At 41.8% G+C, this 15,604-nt stretch carries 13 protein-coding genes; 3 read left to right on the top strand and 10 right to left on the bottom strand.

Annotation, left to right across the window (positions count from 1 at the left end; all coding sequences use genetic code 11):
- Nucleotides 1–388 precede the first annotated feature (388 nt).
- Both M886_RS02850 and M886_RS02845 read left to right on the top strand, forming a co-directional pair.
- Entirely contained in the window at nt 389–1,138 is a 750-nt protein-coding gene (locus tag M886_RS02850) for a proteasome assembly chaperone family protein (RefSeq protein ID WP_011033047.1), read from the top strand.
- Nucleotides 1,139–1,142: 4 nt separating this feature from the next.
- Nucleotides 1,143–1,532 carry a DUF473 domain-containing protein gene (locus tag M886_RS02845; RefSeq protein ID WP_011033046.1) on the top strand — a complete coding sequence of 130 codons (390 nt, stop codon included), beginning with the start codon at nt 1,143–1,145 and terminating at the stop codon, nt 1,530–1,532.
- 366 nt (nt 1,533–1,898) lie between these two features.
- Here the strand turns inward: M886_RS02845 and thsB are convergent, their stop codons facing one another.
- The 4 genes from thsB to M886_RS02825 form a co-directional block, all read right to left on the bottom strand.
- The gene (gene thsB / locus M886_RS02840; RefSeq protein ID WP_011033045.1) at nt 1,899–3,527 is read right to left on the bottom strand and encodes a thermosome subunit beta; all 1,629 of its coding nucleotides are present in this window, start codon (nt 3,525–3,527) and stop codon (nt 1,899–1,901) included.
- Nucleotides 3,528–4,199: 672 nt separating this feature from the next.
- Nucleotides 4,200–4,817 (bottom strand): 4Fe-4S binding protein, encoded by a 618-nt coding sequence (locus tag M886_RS02835; RefSeq protein WP_200880731.1) that lies wholly within the window; start codon nt 4,815–4,817, stop codon nt 4,200–4,202.
- Between the two features lies 1 nt (nt 4,818).
- Nucleotides 4,819–5,181 (bottom strand): transcriptional regulator, encoded by a 363-nt coding sequence (locus M886_RS02830; protein WP_011033043.1) that lies wholly within the window; start codon nt 5,179–5,181, stop codon nt 4,819–4,821.
- Nucleotides 5,182–5,801: 620 nt separating this feature from the next.
- Complete coding sequence (locus M886_RS02825; RefSeq protein ID WP_048040114.1) at nt 5,802–7,106, bottom strand: ISNCY family transposase; 1,305 nt, start codon at nt 7,104–7,106, stop codon at nt 5,802–5,804.
- A 118-nt stretch (nt 7,107–7,224) separates the two neighbouring features.
- Between M886_RS02825 and M886_RS18540 the strand changes: the two genes are divergently transcribed.
- Complete coding sequence (locus M886_RS18540; protein ID WP_155395169.1) at nt 7,225–7,398, top strand: hypothetical protein; 174 nt, start codon at nt 7,225–7,227, stop codon at nt 7,396–7,398.
- A gap of 169 nt (nt 7,399–7,567) precedes the next feature.
- On the opposite strand, the gene M886_RS17435 is transcribed toward M886_RS18540, so the two are convergent.
- From M886_RS17435 to M886_RS02790, 6 genes are all read right to left on the bottom strand, one after another.
- The gene (locus tag M886_RS17435; RefSeq protein WP_160173152.1) at nt 7,568–10,024 is read right to left on the bottom strand and encodes a PAS domain S-box protein; all 2,457 of its coding nucleotides are present in this window, start codon (nt 10,022–10,024) and stop codon (nt 7,568–7,570) included.
- A 32-nt stretch (nt 10,025–10,056) separates the two neighbouring features.
- Nucleotides 10,057–10,431: a circadian clock KaiB family protein gene (locus M886_RS02815; protein WP_015411566.1), complete on the bottom strand. Its 375-nt coding sequence runs from the start codon at nt 10,429–10,431 to the stop codon at nt 10,057–10,059.
- A gap of 5 nt (nt 10,432–10,436) precedes the next feature.
- Nucleotides 10,437–10,937: a circadian clock KaiB family protein gene (locus M886_RS02810; RefSeq protein WP_235203856.1), complete on the bottom strand. Its 501-nt coding sequence runs from the start codon at nt 10,935–10,937 to the stop codon at nt 10,437–10,439.
- A complete protein-coding gene (gene kaiC / locus M886_RS02805) occupies nt 10,938–12,650 on the bottom strand; it encodes a circadian clock protein KaiC (protein WP_048050619.1) in 1,713 nt (570 codons plus the stop codon). It lies immediately after the preceding gene.
- A gap of 714 nt (nt 12,651–13,364) precedes the next feature.
- A complete protein-coding gene (locus M886_RS02795) occupies nt 13,365–14,588 on the bottom strand; it encodes a SufB/SufD family protein (RefSeq protein ID WP_048042591.1) in 1,224 nt (407 codons plus the stop codon).
- Nucleotides 14,570–15,313 (bottom strand): ABC transporter ATP-binding protein, encoded by a 744-nt coding sequence (locus tag M886_RS02790; protein ID WP_048050617.1) that lies wholly within the window; start codon nt 15,311–15,313, stop codon nt 14,570–14,572. Before M886_RS02790 ends, M886_RS02795 begins: the two co-directional genes overlap by 19 nt.
- Nucleotides 15,314–15,604 lie beyond the last annotated feature (291 nt).

The raw sequence follows: 15,604 nt of genomic DNA, 5'->3' as shown, positions 1-15,604 counted from the left end.
TTCACTTATGGATTGCTTTTACAACTATTTTTTTTGCGGATTTCTCTTACTTTTCTTCTTTCCTGTAAACTTCCTATATTCTTTAAGGCCTTCTTTAAATTCGGTTTATATCTGAAATATATAGCAAACGCCGGATGGGGGAAACATAACAATTAGAATAACTGTTTCTGATCAGAATTATTTTTTCTCTGTAGTAAGAAGAAATATATATTAAAAGGATTCTCTTTTAATAAAAAAGAGGGTTATGGCATCCGAAATCCCGGAATCATCGATATTTTTTTATTGATGCCTGTGCAGAAGGTAGTACAGGTCCGGGCCGGCAAGAAACTTGTTTATTTAGGATTAGATCAGATATACTCATAGGGGTTGTATTTCATGAGGTGGTTTTTTGTCAACTACGACAGACTATGACGACAATGACGTGAAGATTATTACGAAACCTGTACAATCAAAAAATCCTGTTTTGATTGAAGGTTTTCCCGGAATCGGGCTTGTGGGGAATATTGCAAGTCAGCATATCATCGAAGAGCTGAACATGGAGTACATAGGCTCCATTGATTCCAGGTATTTCCCCTCAATTGCAGTGCTTTATGAGGGGCTTATAAACATGCCTGTAAGGATCTACGAAAATGTAGAGCACAATCTCATTATAGTTATTTCCGACATTCCTATCAGCCATTCGGTTTCCTACGATGTAAGTAATGCTCTTGTAGACTGGGCTGAGGCTATCAATGTAAAAGAGATTGCTTCCATTGCAGGGATTGCAATTATGGACGGAGGCCATAAGGTCTTCGGAGCAGCTACCACTCCGGAAATGCTGGACAAAATCAGGGATAAGGTCGAGATTTTCCAGATGGGAACTATTTCCGGAATTTCGGGCAGCGTAATGGCTGAATGTCTGCTGCGTGGGATTCCTGCAATCAGTCTCCTTGGGGCTACGAGGACCCAGAACCCTGATCCAAGGGCTGCATCTTCTGTTATTGGAGTCCTCAATGAGCTTTACGGGCTTTCAATCAGCACTGACAGGCTCATAGAACAGGCCGAGCGCATAGAAATCGAACTCCAGAGGCTTGCTGAAGACGTTCAGGCTACCGAGCGGAAAGGAGAAGTCAAAAAGGAGTTCCCAATGTACGGGTGATCTCATGGAGTACATTACGTTAACAGGAATTGCCGACTCCGTGATCGAGATCCTGAAAAAGCACGATCTCAGGACTCTTGAGATCCGAAATCCGCAGAACTTCTTTGGAGTACTAGGACTCAATGCAGGAGACAGTGTTCTCCTGACTTCCACAAGCCTTCAGGATCTAACTGATGGGACCCAGGGGCTTATAGCAAGAGTTGTCCAGAAGCAGATCTCAGTCCACTCTTTTGTAAGCTCAAGTGAACTCTATATTGAAGAGCGAGAAGCTCTGTCAGCACGCATTCAGCTTGAATGCAGATGTATGGCAAGGGTAAGGAACGTTATCTCAAACGAAATAGGAAAACCCGTTATAGTAGACGCAAGGGAGATCTCCTGCTACGAAGCCCGTTAAAGTTTATTTGATTGGTATACTTGCCAGAACCCAGTTCCGAATATGTTTTTTGGAGCCATTAACCCTCTTATAATATTCGGCTTTAAAATCCGGATTATTGTGGCTAATTTTTTGAAAAAAACGTATTCTCTTTAATTTTCATTTAATTTTTAGTAAGTATTCTCAAAAAAGAGGTGTCTCTTAAAAAGGGCATCTATATAATGAAATTTATCTGAAGCCCCAAAATTTTATCCTGAATCACTTCAGGAAAGAAATTTATTTGCCTTCCAAGTAAAAAATTTTTTAAAATGTTTTTGAAAGAGGATGCCGAAAAATTAAGCTTTTCCGGCAACCTTCTGTTAAGTTTTGATTTTATTCTAAGTCTCTTTACATCATGTCTTCCATGTCGCCGCCTGGCATTCCGCCTGGAGCTGCTCTTCCGCCGCCTGTGGAAGCGATAACATCATCGATCCTGAGGACCATGATTGCAGCTTCTGTTGCTGCATTAATTGCCTGGGTCTTGATTCTAAGGGGTTCGACCACGTTATTTTCAAACATATCCTCGATCTTGCCCTTGTAGACGTTAAGTCCAGCCCTCTTGTTTCCTTTCTCATGCTGTGAGCGCATTTCTACAAGCATGTCAATCGGGTCAAGCCCTGCATTCTCTGCAAGGGTTTGCGGGATAACTTCCAGAGACTCTGCGAATTTTGTTACTGCAAGCTGTTCCCTTCCTTTGAGGGTTGCTGCATATTCTTTGAGCCTGAGGGACAGTTCTATTTCTGGGGAGCCGCCACCGACAACAATCTTCTGGTCTTCTAGGGCAACACCAACGACCCTGAGAGCGTCTTCAAGGGCTCTCTCAAGTCCGTCCACAACATGCTCGGTTCCGCCGCGGAGAAGGATAGAGGTGGTCTTGCTGTCTTTACAGCCCGTAACAAAGGTCATCCTTGAACCTGTGACGTCCTTTTCTTCCACCATACCTGCATAGCCGAGGTCGGATTCGTCGATTTCGTCCAGGTTGGTGATGATTCTTCCGCCTGTGGCTCTGGAGAGCTTGTCCATGTCACTCTTCTTTACTCTGCGCATTGCGAAAATGCCTGCTTTTGTCAGGTAGTACTGGGCGAGGTCGTCAATTCCTTTCTGGCAGAATACTACGTTTGCGCCGGTATCAATCACTTTGTCTACAATTTCCCTGAGCATTGCTTCTTCCTGGTCGAGGAAAAGCTGCATCTGGTCGGGAGTGGTGATCTTTATTTCGGCTTTGGTTTCTGTCTTTTTGAGTTCGATTGGCACGCTTAAAAGAAGGACCTTTGCATCCTTCACAACTTCCGGCATGCCGGTGTGGACGCGTTCCTTGTCGACAATTACACCTTCGACAATCTCAGAGTCCTTAATGCTTCCGCCTGGCCTCTTTTCTGTTTTAACATCTTCTATGTCGACAGTGATCTTCCCATTTTCATCTTTCTCAACAATGGACTTGATTGCACGGACTGCAAGATTGGAGAGGTGAGCCTTGTGGGATTCTGCACCCTTTCCAGTGATGGCTGTGCCTGCGATCTTCTCAAGAGTCTCTGTGTCTTCAGGGGATGCGCTGATTGTAATTGTGTCAAGGATCTTTACAGCCTGGATTGCTGCGAGCCTATAACCGCTTGCGATAACAGTCGGGTGTACGCCGCTTTCAAGCAGGTCTTCTGCCTTTGTAAGTAACTCTCCTGCAAGTACGGCTGCTGTGGTTGTCCCGTCTCCTACTTCGGCATCCTGGGTCTTTGCGACTTCCACAATCATCTTTGCACCGGGGTGCTCGATGTCCATTTCTTTCAGGATGGTTGCTCCGTCATTTGTAATGACGACGTCTCCCATCGCATCTACAAGCATCTTGTCCATACCCTTTGGCCCAAGAGTCGTTCTTACTGCTTCAGCTACAGCTTTTGCGGCCATGATGTTATTGTGCTGAGCGTCTGAACCGTGGGTTCTCTTGCTGCCTTCCCTTAATATAAAGATCGGTTGTGCTGCCAAAAATTCAATCTCCTTTTTAATGATATGAAATAGTGTGAATTTCTATTAGTTGTATTCCTGAGCACTTTTTTTTGTGCTTAATTTTCCTATTCTTAATGCAAGCACTTCTATATAAGAATTCCTCTGGAGGAAAGGTTCCTAATCTGGAAAAAAGGGTCTGCTGGTTCTTTTAATAGGCTCGAATTTCTCCTCCCGAGTTCTGCTTCCCCAGTTCTTCCTCGGGAAAGAAAATCATGGATTTTTCCTGTGAGCGGATTTTGCTTAAAGGGAAAACTTCCAGATTATTTCTAATAGTGGGCTGAACTCAAAAAGACTGATAAGTATTGATTATTGCAGCTCAATATAGAGGACATTTTTAATTTAAAAAAGGAAGTAGAAAGACCTGCAGATACAATCGATTGAAAAAATACTTTATAAGGTGTAAAAAAACCAGTTTTTATCTGAAAAAGGGTTAATCGATAGAATTCTGGTTTTTTCCCTTCTATTTACGGATTTTATCTTTCGTTTTTCTGTTTTTCCTGATGTAACTCAGCGACGTTTTATCAATTCATAACTATAAAAATAATTTAAGTCGATAATGACCTTAATTAATAATAACCTAAGTCGATAATGATCTTAATTAATAATAACCTATGTTAATAACGGTCTAAGTTAATTATTAAAGTTAATAGTTTAGAAATGGAGGGCATCTCTGGGGCAGATACTCACGCAGCGCCCGCATTTTATACAATCGGGATTTGCTCCGGTCTGGCAAATCTTAAGCTGCATGGGGCAGACTTTTTCACATTTTTTGCAGTTAACGCATTTATCTTTTTCAAGTTTCAGCTGGTACTTATTCCCTCCAATAAGGCGCTGGGCGGTCCCCATGGGGCAGAAAGAACACCAGGCTCTGGGGCTCAGGAAAGTTCCGAGGAGAACTGCAATTGAAGTGGTTACAAGGCACATCATTACAAAGATCATGCCTATCTTTTCAAATGTATTGAGGCTTCCGATAGTGCTTGCTACCCTGTAGCCCATAAATCCCATCATCAGGAAAAATATTGGCAGGCGGACCCAGAGACTCCGGAATGCATCGGGTATTTTCCTTTTCTTTGAGATTTTACTGACTCCAAAGTCCACAAGGCTACCTCTAGGGCAGAGATTTCCACAGAACCATCTTCCTCTGAAAGGGCTGCTCAGGAAGATTGCAGCAAAGATCAGCAGCATAAAGTAGCCGAGTGCAGGATACCAGAGTCCGCCGATAGAAACGATCAGTACAAGTATTCCCAGGTAGGGTGTGATTTTGAGTATTTTATTCGCCTCCGTTTTCCCATTCTTTCAGTTCCTGTCCGAGTCTATCAGCCCAGGACTGGACGATTTTTTGAATGATATTCCTTATCTGGTTTTTTGAATATATTTTATAAATGTAAACATAGCCCCCTCCGTCAAGGTTTTGCTGCGATCTCTGAAGGATCTCTTTCTCATGCAGCTTTTTTACGGAGCGCTGGACTGTAGAAACATCAAGTTTCAGAGATTTTGAAAGGGCATCAGTATCAATCCATCTGTCAGGTTCATTTAAGAATGACTTCATAACATTCAGATCAGCTTTTGTAAGGTTGAGGGCGCACTTGATTACATCCTCTACTTTGAACTCTTTGCAGGCAAAATCTATCATTCAATCCCTCTTTTATTTTGCAGTACTGTATTATTCTGTCCGTAGTACTTATATACTGGCAAGTACTGCAAAATAAAGCTAAAAAACTGAAGTACTATATTTTTTGATTCTGTTCTCCAAGCTTATGTTACAGAGAATAATAAGCACACAGAGGGAAAATAAGATACGGCAAATGTGATCCTGAGAAATCGATGAATATTCCTCTTTATTAAACTCATAAGAATCGGAAAAAAATCTATATGGTGACCTGTTTTTTATTTTTTGCCCTAACCTCTGCATAAGGACTGTCTCGACAACAATTTTGGATCGTTTAGTTCCTAGCATCTGTCAGGCTTAGATGGATTAAGGTATGTACCTGAGTCTAATAGCAATATTTATTATTATATTGCACCAATTATATCGACACAATTTCATAATTTAGTGATTTCTCATTTTTTCCTTTCTTAAATCTTCATTTTTCTCTGCTAACCGTCCAAATAAACTGTAATAATCCTTGAGAAACAATTTCTTTGGCATGAATTCCAAAGAATTCTTTTATTCTTTTAATTTTTCACTTATTTTTTGCCTAAAATCGATACGCTCCGCTACATAATCCTTAATTCCTCTCTCAAAATAGATTACTAAAGCTTAAATGGATTAAATAATCTGAACAATTCCAGAAATGACTTTTGTGGTTTCTTGAGCAAATTTAACCTTCTCATTTGAGTAAGTTTAATCTGGTTCTCAATTCCTTTGTCAGTCCTGAACTGCTTCTTGTTGTCGGTTTTTAGACTTTTTGAATAATAGCTTTCAATAGGGTTATTTGTCGCTGGCGCTCCTGGAAGATAATGGAACAAAGTAAGATTTAACCAGTGTTTATTGATCATCCACAATCTTTTTTGAATCGTTTCATCATATGTCCTTATATTTTGCATTAATTTATCAAAGTTATCTTTTGCTTTTTCAAGGCTATTAAGTGGGAGATTTTCCTTTTTTCGTCTTCTTTTAAGCTTTAATTTATGTCTAAACTGGTTAAATTCCTTTTTTGCTTTTTTACTCCATTCTTGATGTTTTTCTTCATTAGTAATTACGTTGAGTTCTTCAGATAGAAGTTTTTCCAGAAATTTAATCTCATTTTCTCGATTGTAGAATATATTCAATAACCTGTACTTCAATAGTTCCTGTTCAATCGTTGTATTCTTTGGGAAATCACTAACTATAAGCTTGTTTAAGTGCATCAAACAATATTGATGGACTAACTTATCCCCAAAAATTTCCTTTAATATATCAGGGTATCTCTTATCAAAATCCGTAACGATAAACACAGGCTCTGATGGATCAAGATTTTTCTGCAGAAACTCCTTAATAGTTTCTGGATTCTTATCTTCAAAAAGTTCATCTGCTATCGTTGTTTGAGTTTTTGCATCCAGTAAGGTTAAACGGTATTTCTGACACCTTCCTTCTTTTGGATGTTGTTCGTCATAGTGTACCATATGTATATTTTCTGAAAATGGAACAGTTTCCTGTTCCATTTCTTTGTAGAATGCTCTTAAAATAGTGCTTCTTGATATTGGATAGATGAATTCCATTATATCAGAAATTCCATCGTATGAAACGTTATGGTATCTGAGTAACTTGAAGAAATCATTGAATGAATCAAAAAGTAAAGCTTTCAGATCTCCCCAAAAACTATAATCTTCTTCGTATGTACGACCACAATTTGAGCATTTATATCTACCAATGTTGATTTCTCCAAGACCTTGTTTAGTATGGGGGTTATAGCCATTATGAACCATTGGAGTATTACAAATTGAACAGACTGGAGGAATTTTTCTACGAAAAATTCCTTGTGTAGTGTATTCATAATTGTTTCCAAAACAACCAAAAACGTCTAAAAGAGCAGGGAGCTCCGAAAAGTTATTAAGAGTAAGGTTTATAGTTACCATTGTTTGTGCCGTAACATCATTACATAATTATAGAATTATAATTTTGTGTAGTGATGTTACACTTACTTTTATCACTAGATTTTGGAACTGAGTCATTATATCATAGGGGAAAATAAAAATGGGGGAAAATAGAAATTCATCTGCAATTGGTATTCTAGTATTCATCATATTTGTTGTGATAATGCTTGCAGCATTTAATACAGCGAACAATTTAACGACAGGCACAGTTTTAGGTACAATTCTTACCGGGCTTTTTATAGGATTTTTAGTAGCTGCCGCAATAGAGCAATAATAAATTCTTGGATTCCCAGTATCTGGCGAGCCAATTCTAAACTTAAAACTAATTTTTGGATCTTGACTTAAGTAATAAATCGAGCTACTGATCGGAAAAGTAGTTATGGAACTTTTGTGGATATTTAAGTGAAAACGGGTTTTGAATAGACAGCCATAAATTGAAGAGCTTACGGCTCTTTATCCCCAAACCAGATTGTAAATTCTGTCCCGCAATTTCTACTGAGCTCTACACAGCCGTCTATTTGGTCAACAAGGATATTTACAAGCTGGAGCCCTAGAGAATCAGCATTTTCGATCTCTATTTCTTTTGATATGCCCTTTCCATTGTCAGCCACTCTGAGTATGTATCGGAAATTATCTATTTCGTTGCAGTGCTGGTCCGAGTCTGATACATTGTTTCCTTTGTCAAAAGTCTCAGCTCTTCTCAGGCTTATATGGACTTCGCCTTCGCTTCCAGCAGGGAAAGCATGCTTCAGGGAGTTTGAAAACAGTTCATTTACAATGATACCAAGAGGGATTGCTGTATCCATATCCAGATATACCTGCTCAAGATCCATTTTCAAGCTGATATTGTCATTTCCTAGATTATATGAGCTGAATAGATCAGCAGTGAGTTTGCGGAGATAAGCTGCAAAGTCAAGGGTGTCGTTTTTATCTCCTTTGTAGAGCTCTTCGTGTATCAGAGCCATTGAAGCTACACGGTTCTGGCTCTCTTTCAAAGTTTCAAGCATCTTTTCGTCACTGAATCTTTCAGCTTCAAGACTGAGAAGAGAACATATAACCTGCAGGTTATTTTTGATTCTGTGGTGGATTTCTTTTATGCGGATTTTGTCCATTTTTTCCAGGGTTTCTTCAGCTTTTTTACGCTCCGTAATATCCTGAACTGTTCCTCTGAGTTGGACAGGATTACTTTTCTCATCAAAGACAACTTTGAATTCCTCATGGACTACACGCTCCTCCCCATTGTTCAGGACAATCCTGTAATCAATACTGGAGAGTTTTCCCTCTAAAGCCTGTTTAGCTGCCTTAATTACTCGGTCTTGGTCGTCAGGATGTACACAATTTAAATATGTGCTATAAGTTACTCCAAATTCCTTAGGCTTAAATCCAAAAATACGATAAACTTCATCAGACCAGTGAACTTCATTAGTTATAAGACTCCGATCCCAGTTTCCGATGTGTGCCATTTTTTGAGCCTCAGCAAGACCTCTTTCGCTTTCTTTTAATGAGCCGTAAGCCTTCTCAAGCTCTATCGTGCGTTCCTGAACTAATTTTTCCAAATTGTTGAGGGTTTGTTTTAGTTTAACTTCTGCTTCTTTTCTTTCGGTAATGTTTGTAAGCATCTTCATAGAGCCCATAAAATTGCCATCTTTATCAAAAAGAGCTTTAGCACTTACAATTGTCCATAGAGGCGTACCATTTTTGCTTATTAATTTTAATTCATGATCTCTATCAATACGCTGCTTTCCTTTTTCCATACTCTGCTTGGCAGCTTCTTTTCCTTCATCACCGGTAAAGTCCCATGCAGACCTTCCAATTATTTCTTCATGATTGTATCCCAGCATCTCTGCCATTCTCTGATTAACATAAGTAATTCTGGCTTCAGGGTCAAGTATCCATATACCTTCGTTTGCTGTCTCTACGATATTTCGGTATTTTTCCTCACTTTCTTGAAGCTCCCTTTCCATTTTCTTGCGCTCAGTGATATCCGTGAGAGTTACTACACAGCCTATTATCCTGCCATTGGAGTTTCTGAGAGGTCCTGAATTTAATAGTAAATGGAGCTTCTGGTTGAACTTCTGGCAACTTTTATATTCTAAGATTGCTTCCAATCCAAGGATGGTATCTCCTTTCAGAGCAGAGGAGACCGGAAGAATACTTTTTCCTGCATCTTTTCCTTCTGAGAACCGGATATCTATGATATCTTCAAATCTCTTGAACGCCGGATCGCATTTACAGACCTTGGACACTGTGTTGCTGAAATATGTGATCCTTCCAGTCGTGTCGCAGACTACTATGGCTTCGGCAGCCTGTTCTATAATTGACCGGGCCAGACGTTCAGCAGCAACTATTTCTTCATTCTTCTTCTGCTCAGTCAGGTCTGTAACCACAAGGCACCATGCACTTGGTGATCCCTCGGACTGCAATGAACTGATAGACAGGTATACTGGTACAGACGTACCACCCTGAGCCCTAAATTTCAACTCCCCTACACTGTTTTTCTGTTTCAGGAGTGCCTTAAAGGTAATAGCATCTTCTGGCGCAATAAATCCATAAATAGACGTACCTACTACAGCCCCGGATGACATCTTTGTGAGTTCTGCAAATTGGCGATTGCAGTAAAGAATAGTACCGTCGGAGGCAAGGGTGGCAGTACCCTCATTCATCGTCTCCACAAGGACGCGATACGCCCGGTCGGCACTATCCAGGGTGAAAATCAATTTTTCTTGAGGTCCAGGTATAATCAAAGCATCAAGATCCCCCTCACTGATGGCACGCCTGAGTTCTTCGGCCTCTTCCAGCTGTATTTTTAGATCCTGTATCTCTGCTTCCAGGGCATGATTTTTATCTAACAGCTCCTGATATGGCACGTTTCCCTGATCTTTCGCCAATTTTGAACTCATATTTACAACGCCCTTCCCCAAAAATTGCATTTTTAGCATTCTTTATCTTTTTTTGATTTCAGGTCCATCCCCATAAGAACCCTTTCGGTATCTGACATGCTGCCTATGAGCTTTCTTAATGGTGGAGGGAGCTCTTTTATAAGAGTAGGAGCTGCCACTATCTGCCCATCTCTGGCAAAGACAGGATGCTGATAGATATCAATAACCTCAAGCTCATACTTGCCGGGCGCATACTCTTCAAATATATGCTTGATATTGTTTATCGCCTGTATTGATTTGGGCCCCATCCCCGCGACATAGAGGCGCAGAACATATATGTTGTTATCTTCTCCTTTGGCAAGGGCTTCTTCAAAGGCTGCTGTTGAGTCCTTAACATCTGACTTTCTGGCCTCTTCGGTATCGGACATTAGCATCACTCCACAGGACGCAAATCCAGGCCTACCAGGACTCGCTCCGTATTCGAGAGATCTCCTATAATTTTCTTTATTGGTGGAGGGAGTCTTCTAACCAGTGTTGGAACAGCTAATATTTGATCTCCTTTAGCCAACTGCGGGTTCTCCAGAAGATCGATGACTTCAATCCTGTACCTGCCGCCAAGATGTTCTTCGCAGATTTTCTTTAAGTTGGCGAAGGCTGTCAAACTCTTTTTAGTCTGACCAGCTACGTATAGCCTCAGGATATAAAATTCCTGGTCAGATGTCGTATCAGACTCGAGAAGCTCGGGCCCGTTTTCACTTTGTGCCGCATTTCCCATATAATTTCCACCATTTGAACATAAGAAGGAGCAATTTTTCCCTGGAAGCCCCCTTCTCTTATTTTTTGAACCCCATACATTTTTAACATAGACTATTGGATGGCGAAAATGTCCACTTGTCTGGGTTTTCAGATTGTTGCCTGCGTAAACCACGCCCATTCAGGGCTTCTCGGCTTTCCTTATTCGAGCCAGCTCACTTCTACCAGTTGCAAGCGCTTCATTCCTCAGTTGCTGGTCGGAGATAAGCCTGTCAAGCTCCTCTTTCTGCGTCTCATATTCAGAATTCAAGCTGGCAATCTGGGCATCCAGAGATTTGAGCTTGGTCTCAAGTTCTCTCTTTTTTCTATCAGCATTCTGTCTTTGAGCCACTGCCTCTGCCAGGTCTTCAGCTTTCTGGACAGCTTTAGAAGATCCCATAAGTAAATCTCCAGATGGCCCCAGGTATACATCCTGTATCTCTATTCCATGGTCAGCCAGAAGATACTCCCTGATCTGGTTTGAATGTCCCATGCCTCTCGACTTAATAACAGATATTCCACGATTGCGCTCATTGCTGTTCTCGAAGAAGCGAAGATTGACCCAGGTATCCATAAGGGAAGATATGCCCTCAGCATTAATGCCAGCAGTACTCTCTTGTACTACCAGGCTTGTACACACAGCAGTAATATTCCTGAGCTTTAAGTGATCGATAAACCTGGTGAGCATGAGCCTTACATCGGTCTGAGTGCCCACATTGGTCAGGTTAGAAATGGGGTCTATGACTACAACGTCCGGTTTGAAGGTGTCAAGGAATTTGCGCATTGTAATCAGATGCATTTCCAGCCCGTACGCCATAGGTCTGGATGCATGGATCTTCAGAAGTCCAGAGTCTAAATAAGGTTGGAGGTCTATACCTATGGACCTCATGTTCCTGATTATCTGGTCTGGAGATTCTTCATATGCGAAGTACAGGCAGCTTTCCCCCCTTTCACATGCAGCTTTACAGAACTGGGCTGCAAAACTGGTTTTTCCTGAACCAGCTGTTCCTGAGATAAGTATGGTGGTACCGCGGTAGTAACCCTGCCCTCCAAGCATCGTATCCAGGCGCGGTATGCCCGTAGATATTCTTTCTCTAGATGCCTCATGTTCCAGGCCCAGCGAAGTGATAGGCAGGACCGATATTCCATCTTCTTCTATTAAGAAGGGATACTCGTTACTGCCATGCTTTGAGCCTCTATACTTAATAATGCGCAGGCGCCTGGTTGCAATCTGTTCCTCCATTCTGTTATCCAGGAAAATTACACAGTCTGCGACATACTCTTCCAGTCCGTATCTTGTAAGAGATGTTTCTCCTCTTTCCCCGGTGACTATAGCTGTTACACCCCTGTCCTTTAGCCACCGGAAGAGCCTGCGGAGTTCAGAGCGCAGTATCGCTTCGTTCTGGAAACCTGAGAACAGAACCTCAAGTGTATCCAGTGCAACACGTTTGGCACCTATGGAATCTATAGCCAGCCCGAGCCTTATGAACAGTCCCTCCAGGTCATACTCGCCTGTTTCCTCTATTTCGCTCTTCTCAATACGAACATAATCAACTATTAGCTTGTTCCTGGTTTCCAGGCTATCCAGGCCGAATCCCAGAGAGGCAAAATTCTCAGCCAGATCCTCAGAGGTCTCCTCAAAAGCCATGAATACCCCCGGCTCGCCGTAATTTTCTGCTCCTTTAACCAGGAATTCCATAGCCATGAGAGTCTTTCCCGAACCCGCACTTCCATACACCAGGGTCGTGCGTCCCTCAGGCAGTCCCCCATAAGTTATATCATCCAGACCGCTTATGCCTGTTGGGGTTTTCTTCAAACTTTTTTCTTTTAAATCTCTGTCCTTTTCTTCGACCATTAATTCCCCTTCTCACTCTCTGGTGCATAAAATACATTACTATAAATTCTTATTTTCCATTAAGTCTTTCAGCATTGAAAATTAAGCTATGTAATGCTGTTCTTGTAAATAATAATCGGGCTCCGTATTTCAGAAACAGATCTTCTACCCTGACGAAGGATTTTCTTTCCTCCAGTCACCTCAACTAGTAATAAAACTTTAAGACTTCTATTTTGTTTTGATTCAATTTACCCTAAATTCTCACTCATGAGATCAGGAATCTTTCCGAAACCTTCTTGGTAAATAGTTTCTCCTTGATAATAAGTTTTGAAGAAAAGAACAGATATCCGGAAATTTTACATCTTATTTTTATATAAATAATCGAACAGAAACGTTTTTATATTCCTTATCCAATTTGCAAATTAAGGTTTAATGAGCTTGCCTGTTTTAAGGTTTATCTAACTCAAAAAGACCTAATCTTAAAATCATGCTTTATGCTCGTTAAAATCCACTTATACCACAAAAGCCGGCAGGTTTCTCCTTTTCTCCTGCCGGAACCACACACCCTTTTCTCAATTAAAAAATACCTTATTCTTTTCTCAATTGTAAAACCTGTCTTTTCCAATGTTTTTTTCAGCGGCTGCCTCTTCCCCTCCCGGCAGTTCGATCTTTTTCCTCAGGCTTTTTCAGAGAAGTTTTTCCGGGGAGACTCAGAAGTCCCCCGGCCTGCAGAAATTACATTCCAAGAGCTGTCTGTGCAATTGTGTTTTCTATTTCTTCCTTAAGCTCTTCCGGGATTCCCCTTATACCCACGTCCAGGAAGCCTCTTATGATCATTCCGACTGCTTCATCCTCGGTAAGCCCTCTTGCCATCAGGTATTCCACCTGGTCTTTAGCAATTTTTCCAACGGCTGCCTCATGAGTAAGCTCTATGTCGTCCACATTTGCCTCCAGGATAGGGATTGCAAGCTGGCTGCCTTTATCGGTAAGGACAAGGCCTTTACATTCGAGGTGGCCTTTTGCACCCTTTGCATTTCCTATCATCTCTCCACGTGCAATCAGCCTCCCGCCTACGGTAATTGTTCTTGAAATCAGCTCTGCTCTTGTACCCGGGGCATTGAAAATAGCTTTGCTCCCAAGGTCAAGCTCGGAACCCGGGTGCGCAATTGCTATGGTATTGAGCCTGGTTACCGCCCCCTCTCCTTCGAGCCTGACAGTCGGGTAAGTCTGTACAGAGCGCACGGGCTTTAAGCAAATATAATTACTGACATAAGTCCCGCCTTCTTCAACACTCACAACCGTTCTCGGGCGGACTCCTATCTGTTCTGCCCAGTTGTGGATCATTGTAAAATTCAGGGTGCCGCCTTTCTTTATGTACATCTCGGAAATCCCAAGGTGCAGACCTTCTTCAACTCCTTTTTTAGTTGTACACCCCGTTATTATGTCAAGAGTCGCCCCTTCCTCAACAATTATGATGTTATGTACTGTCTGGGCTGCCTTTTTGCTTCCCAGCATAAGGCATGTCTGGACAGGCATGGAGGTTTTCTTTCCCGCAGGCACTCTGATAAAATAACCGTCAGCGTCTTCCAGATAGGTTTTTGCGGTGTATTTGTCGGCATCCACCTGAACAAGTTTCCAGGAGTAATCTTTAAGCCATTCGTATTTTTCCATAGCCTTGTGGGTTGACATCAGCTCCACGTTTTTATCTTTAAGGGTTGAGTGAGAAACCGCATTATCCAGTACCAGAAAACTTCCTGACCTGCCTTCTTCGCTCGGGATCACCCCTACCTGGAGCAGTGTCTTTTTGCTTTCTTCATCAAGAGACTGGAGGTCTTCAATTGGTTTGCTGACCTTAGAACCTTCTTCGTATTTTTCCAGTTCAAAGTCCTCTCCGAAAGCCGCTTTCTTCTCAGCTGCGCTCTCGGCTCTTTTTTTAAGGCTCACCTGTTCAGTCTGCATGTTATACACTCCTGGTACCCTTTGTTTTTAATCTCTTCAAGCATTTTCATAGGATTCCCCGAACACATAACCGTGCCGTTGCAGAGGATATATCCCCGGTCTGCCTGCACATAGTCCAGAACCTGGCCCGTGTGTGTAATAATAAGAGCTGATTTACCTTTCGTGCATCTCTCTCCGGGACAGTCCATCCCTTCGTCAAGCAGTTCTTTTATTGTCATCCCTACCTGCTCTATACTCACAAGATCCACTCCTGACTCGGGCTCGTCCAGAAGATAGAGCGTCGGGTTCTGGGCTGCAAGCTGGAGAAGTTCGGAGCGTTTAATCTCCCCTCCTGAAAAACCAACGTTCACATCCCTGTCGAGAAAACGCTTCATATCAAGGTTTTCTGCAAGTGCTTCAGGGTCTTTCTTTCCTTTTGATGTTACTTTTACAAGGTCCCCGAGTTTAATCCCTGTCATATCGGGCGGACGCTGCATCATAATACCAAGCCCGCGGCGGGCTCTTTCATCCACTGGAAGGTGAGTAATGTCCTCTCCATTGAACAGTATCCTGCCTTTCAAAACCTTGTACTCGCTGAAACCCATAATCGTCCTCATGAGGGCAGACTTCCCGGCTCCGTTTGGTCCGAAAAGTACATTTGTGTACCCTTTCTCAACCTCGAGGTTCACATCATGGAGTAAGATTTTTCCGTTGACCTCTACAGTCAGGTCTTCTATTTTTAGCATGGTATTTTCTCCCTTTATCTCTTTTCGGATACTGTTTCCCCGATTTTCTTCGTATCCTGAGAAATAGCCGTTTAGAGTGAGTCCACTTAGTTCTATCTGGCAGAATAAGGACCAAGATCAGGCTGGCCTGACAGCTCTGTCTCATCTCCGGTTCTCTGCACAAAATCCTTTATCCCTTTTGGAGGGCATTATATTTCTAATTATATGTTCTCTGAGTGCTTCCGAACATTCTTTTGAAAATAAAATAACAAGTTTGTATTGAATCCTGAATTAAAACACTTAATTAAAACA

The sequence above is a fragment of the Methanosarcina soligelidi genome, assembly GCF_000744315.1.
GTDB classification, from domain to species: Archaea; Halobacteriota; Methanosarcinia; order Methanosarcinales; family Methanosarcinaceae; genus Methanosarcina; species Methanosarcina mazei.
This window is presented reverse-complemented; position numbering and strand designations above follow the sequence as displayed.

Coding starts and splice junctions, on each gene's coding strand:
- M886_RS02830 (WP_011033043.1), bottom strand. CDS start 5,181: ATGATAGATTTTGCCTGCAAAGAGTTCAAAGTAGAGGATGTAATCAAG.
- M886_RS02845 (WP_011033046.1), top strand. CDS start 1,143: ATGGAGTACATTACGTTAACAGGAATTGCCGACTCCGTGATCGAGATC.
- kaiC (WP_048050619.1), bottom strand. CDS start 12,650: ATGGTCGAAGAAAAGGACAGAGATTTAAAAGAAAAAAGTTTGAAGAAA.
- M886_RS02795 (WP_048042591.1), bottom strand. CDS start 14,588: ATGCAGACTGAACAGGTGAGCCTTAAAAAAAGAGCCGAGAGCGCAGCT.
- M886_RS17435 (WP_160173152.1), bottom strand. CDS start 10,024: ATGAGTTCAAAATTGGCGAAAGATCAGGGAAACGTGCCATATCAGGAG.
- M886_RS02810 (WP_235203856.1), bottom strand. CDS start 10,937: ATGGGCGTGGTTTACGCAGGCAACAATCTGAAAACCCAGACAAGTGGA.
- M886_RS02825 (WP_048040114.1), bottom strand. CDS start 7,106: ATGGTAACTATAAACCTTACTCTTAATAACTTTTCGGAGCTCCCTGCT.
- M886_RS18540 (WP_155395169.1), top strand. CDS start 7,225: ATGGGGGAAAATAGAAATTCATCTGCAATTGGTATTCTAGTATTCATC.
- M886_RS02815 (WP_015411566.1), bottom strand. CDS start 10,431: ATGTCCGATACCGAAGAGGCCAGAAAGTCAGATGTTAAGGACTCAACA.
- M886_RS02790 (WP_048050617.1), bottom strand. CDS start 15,313: ATGCTAAAAATAGAAGACCTGACTGTAGAGGTCAACGGAAAAATCTTA.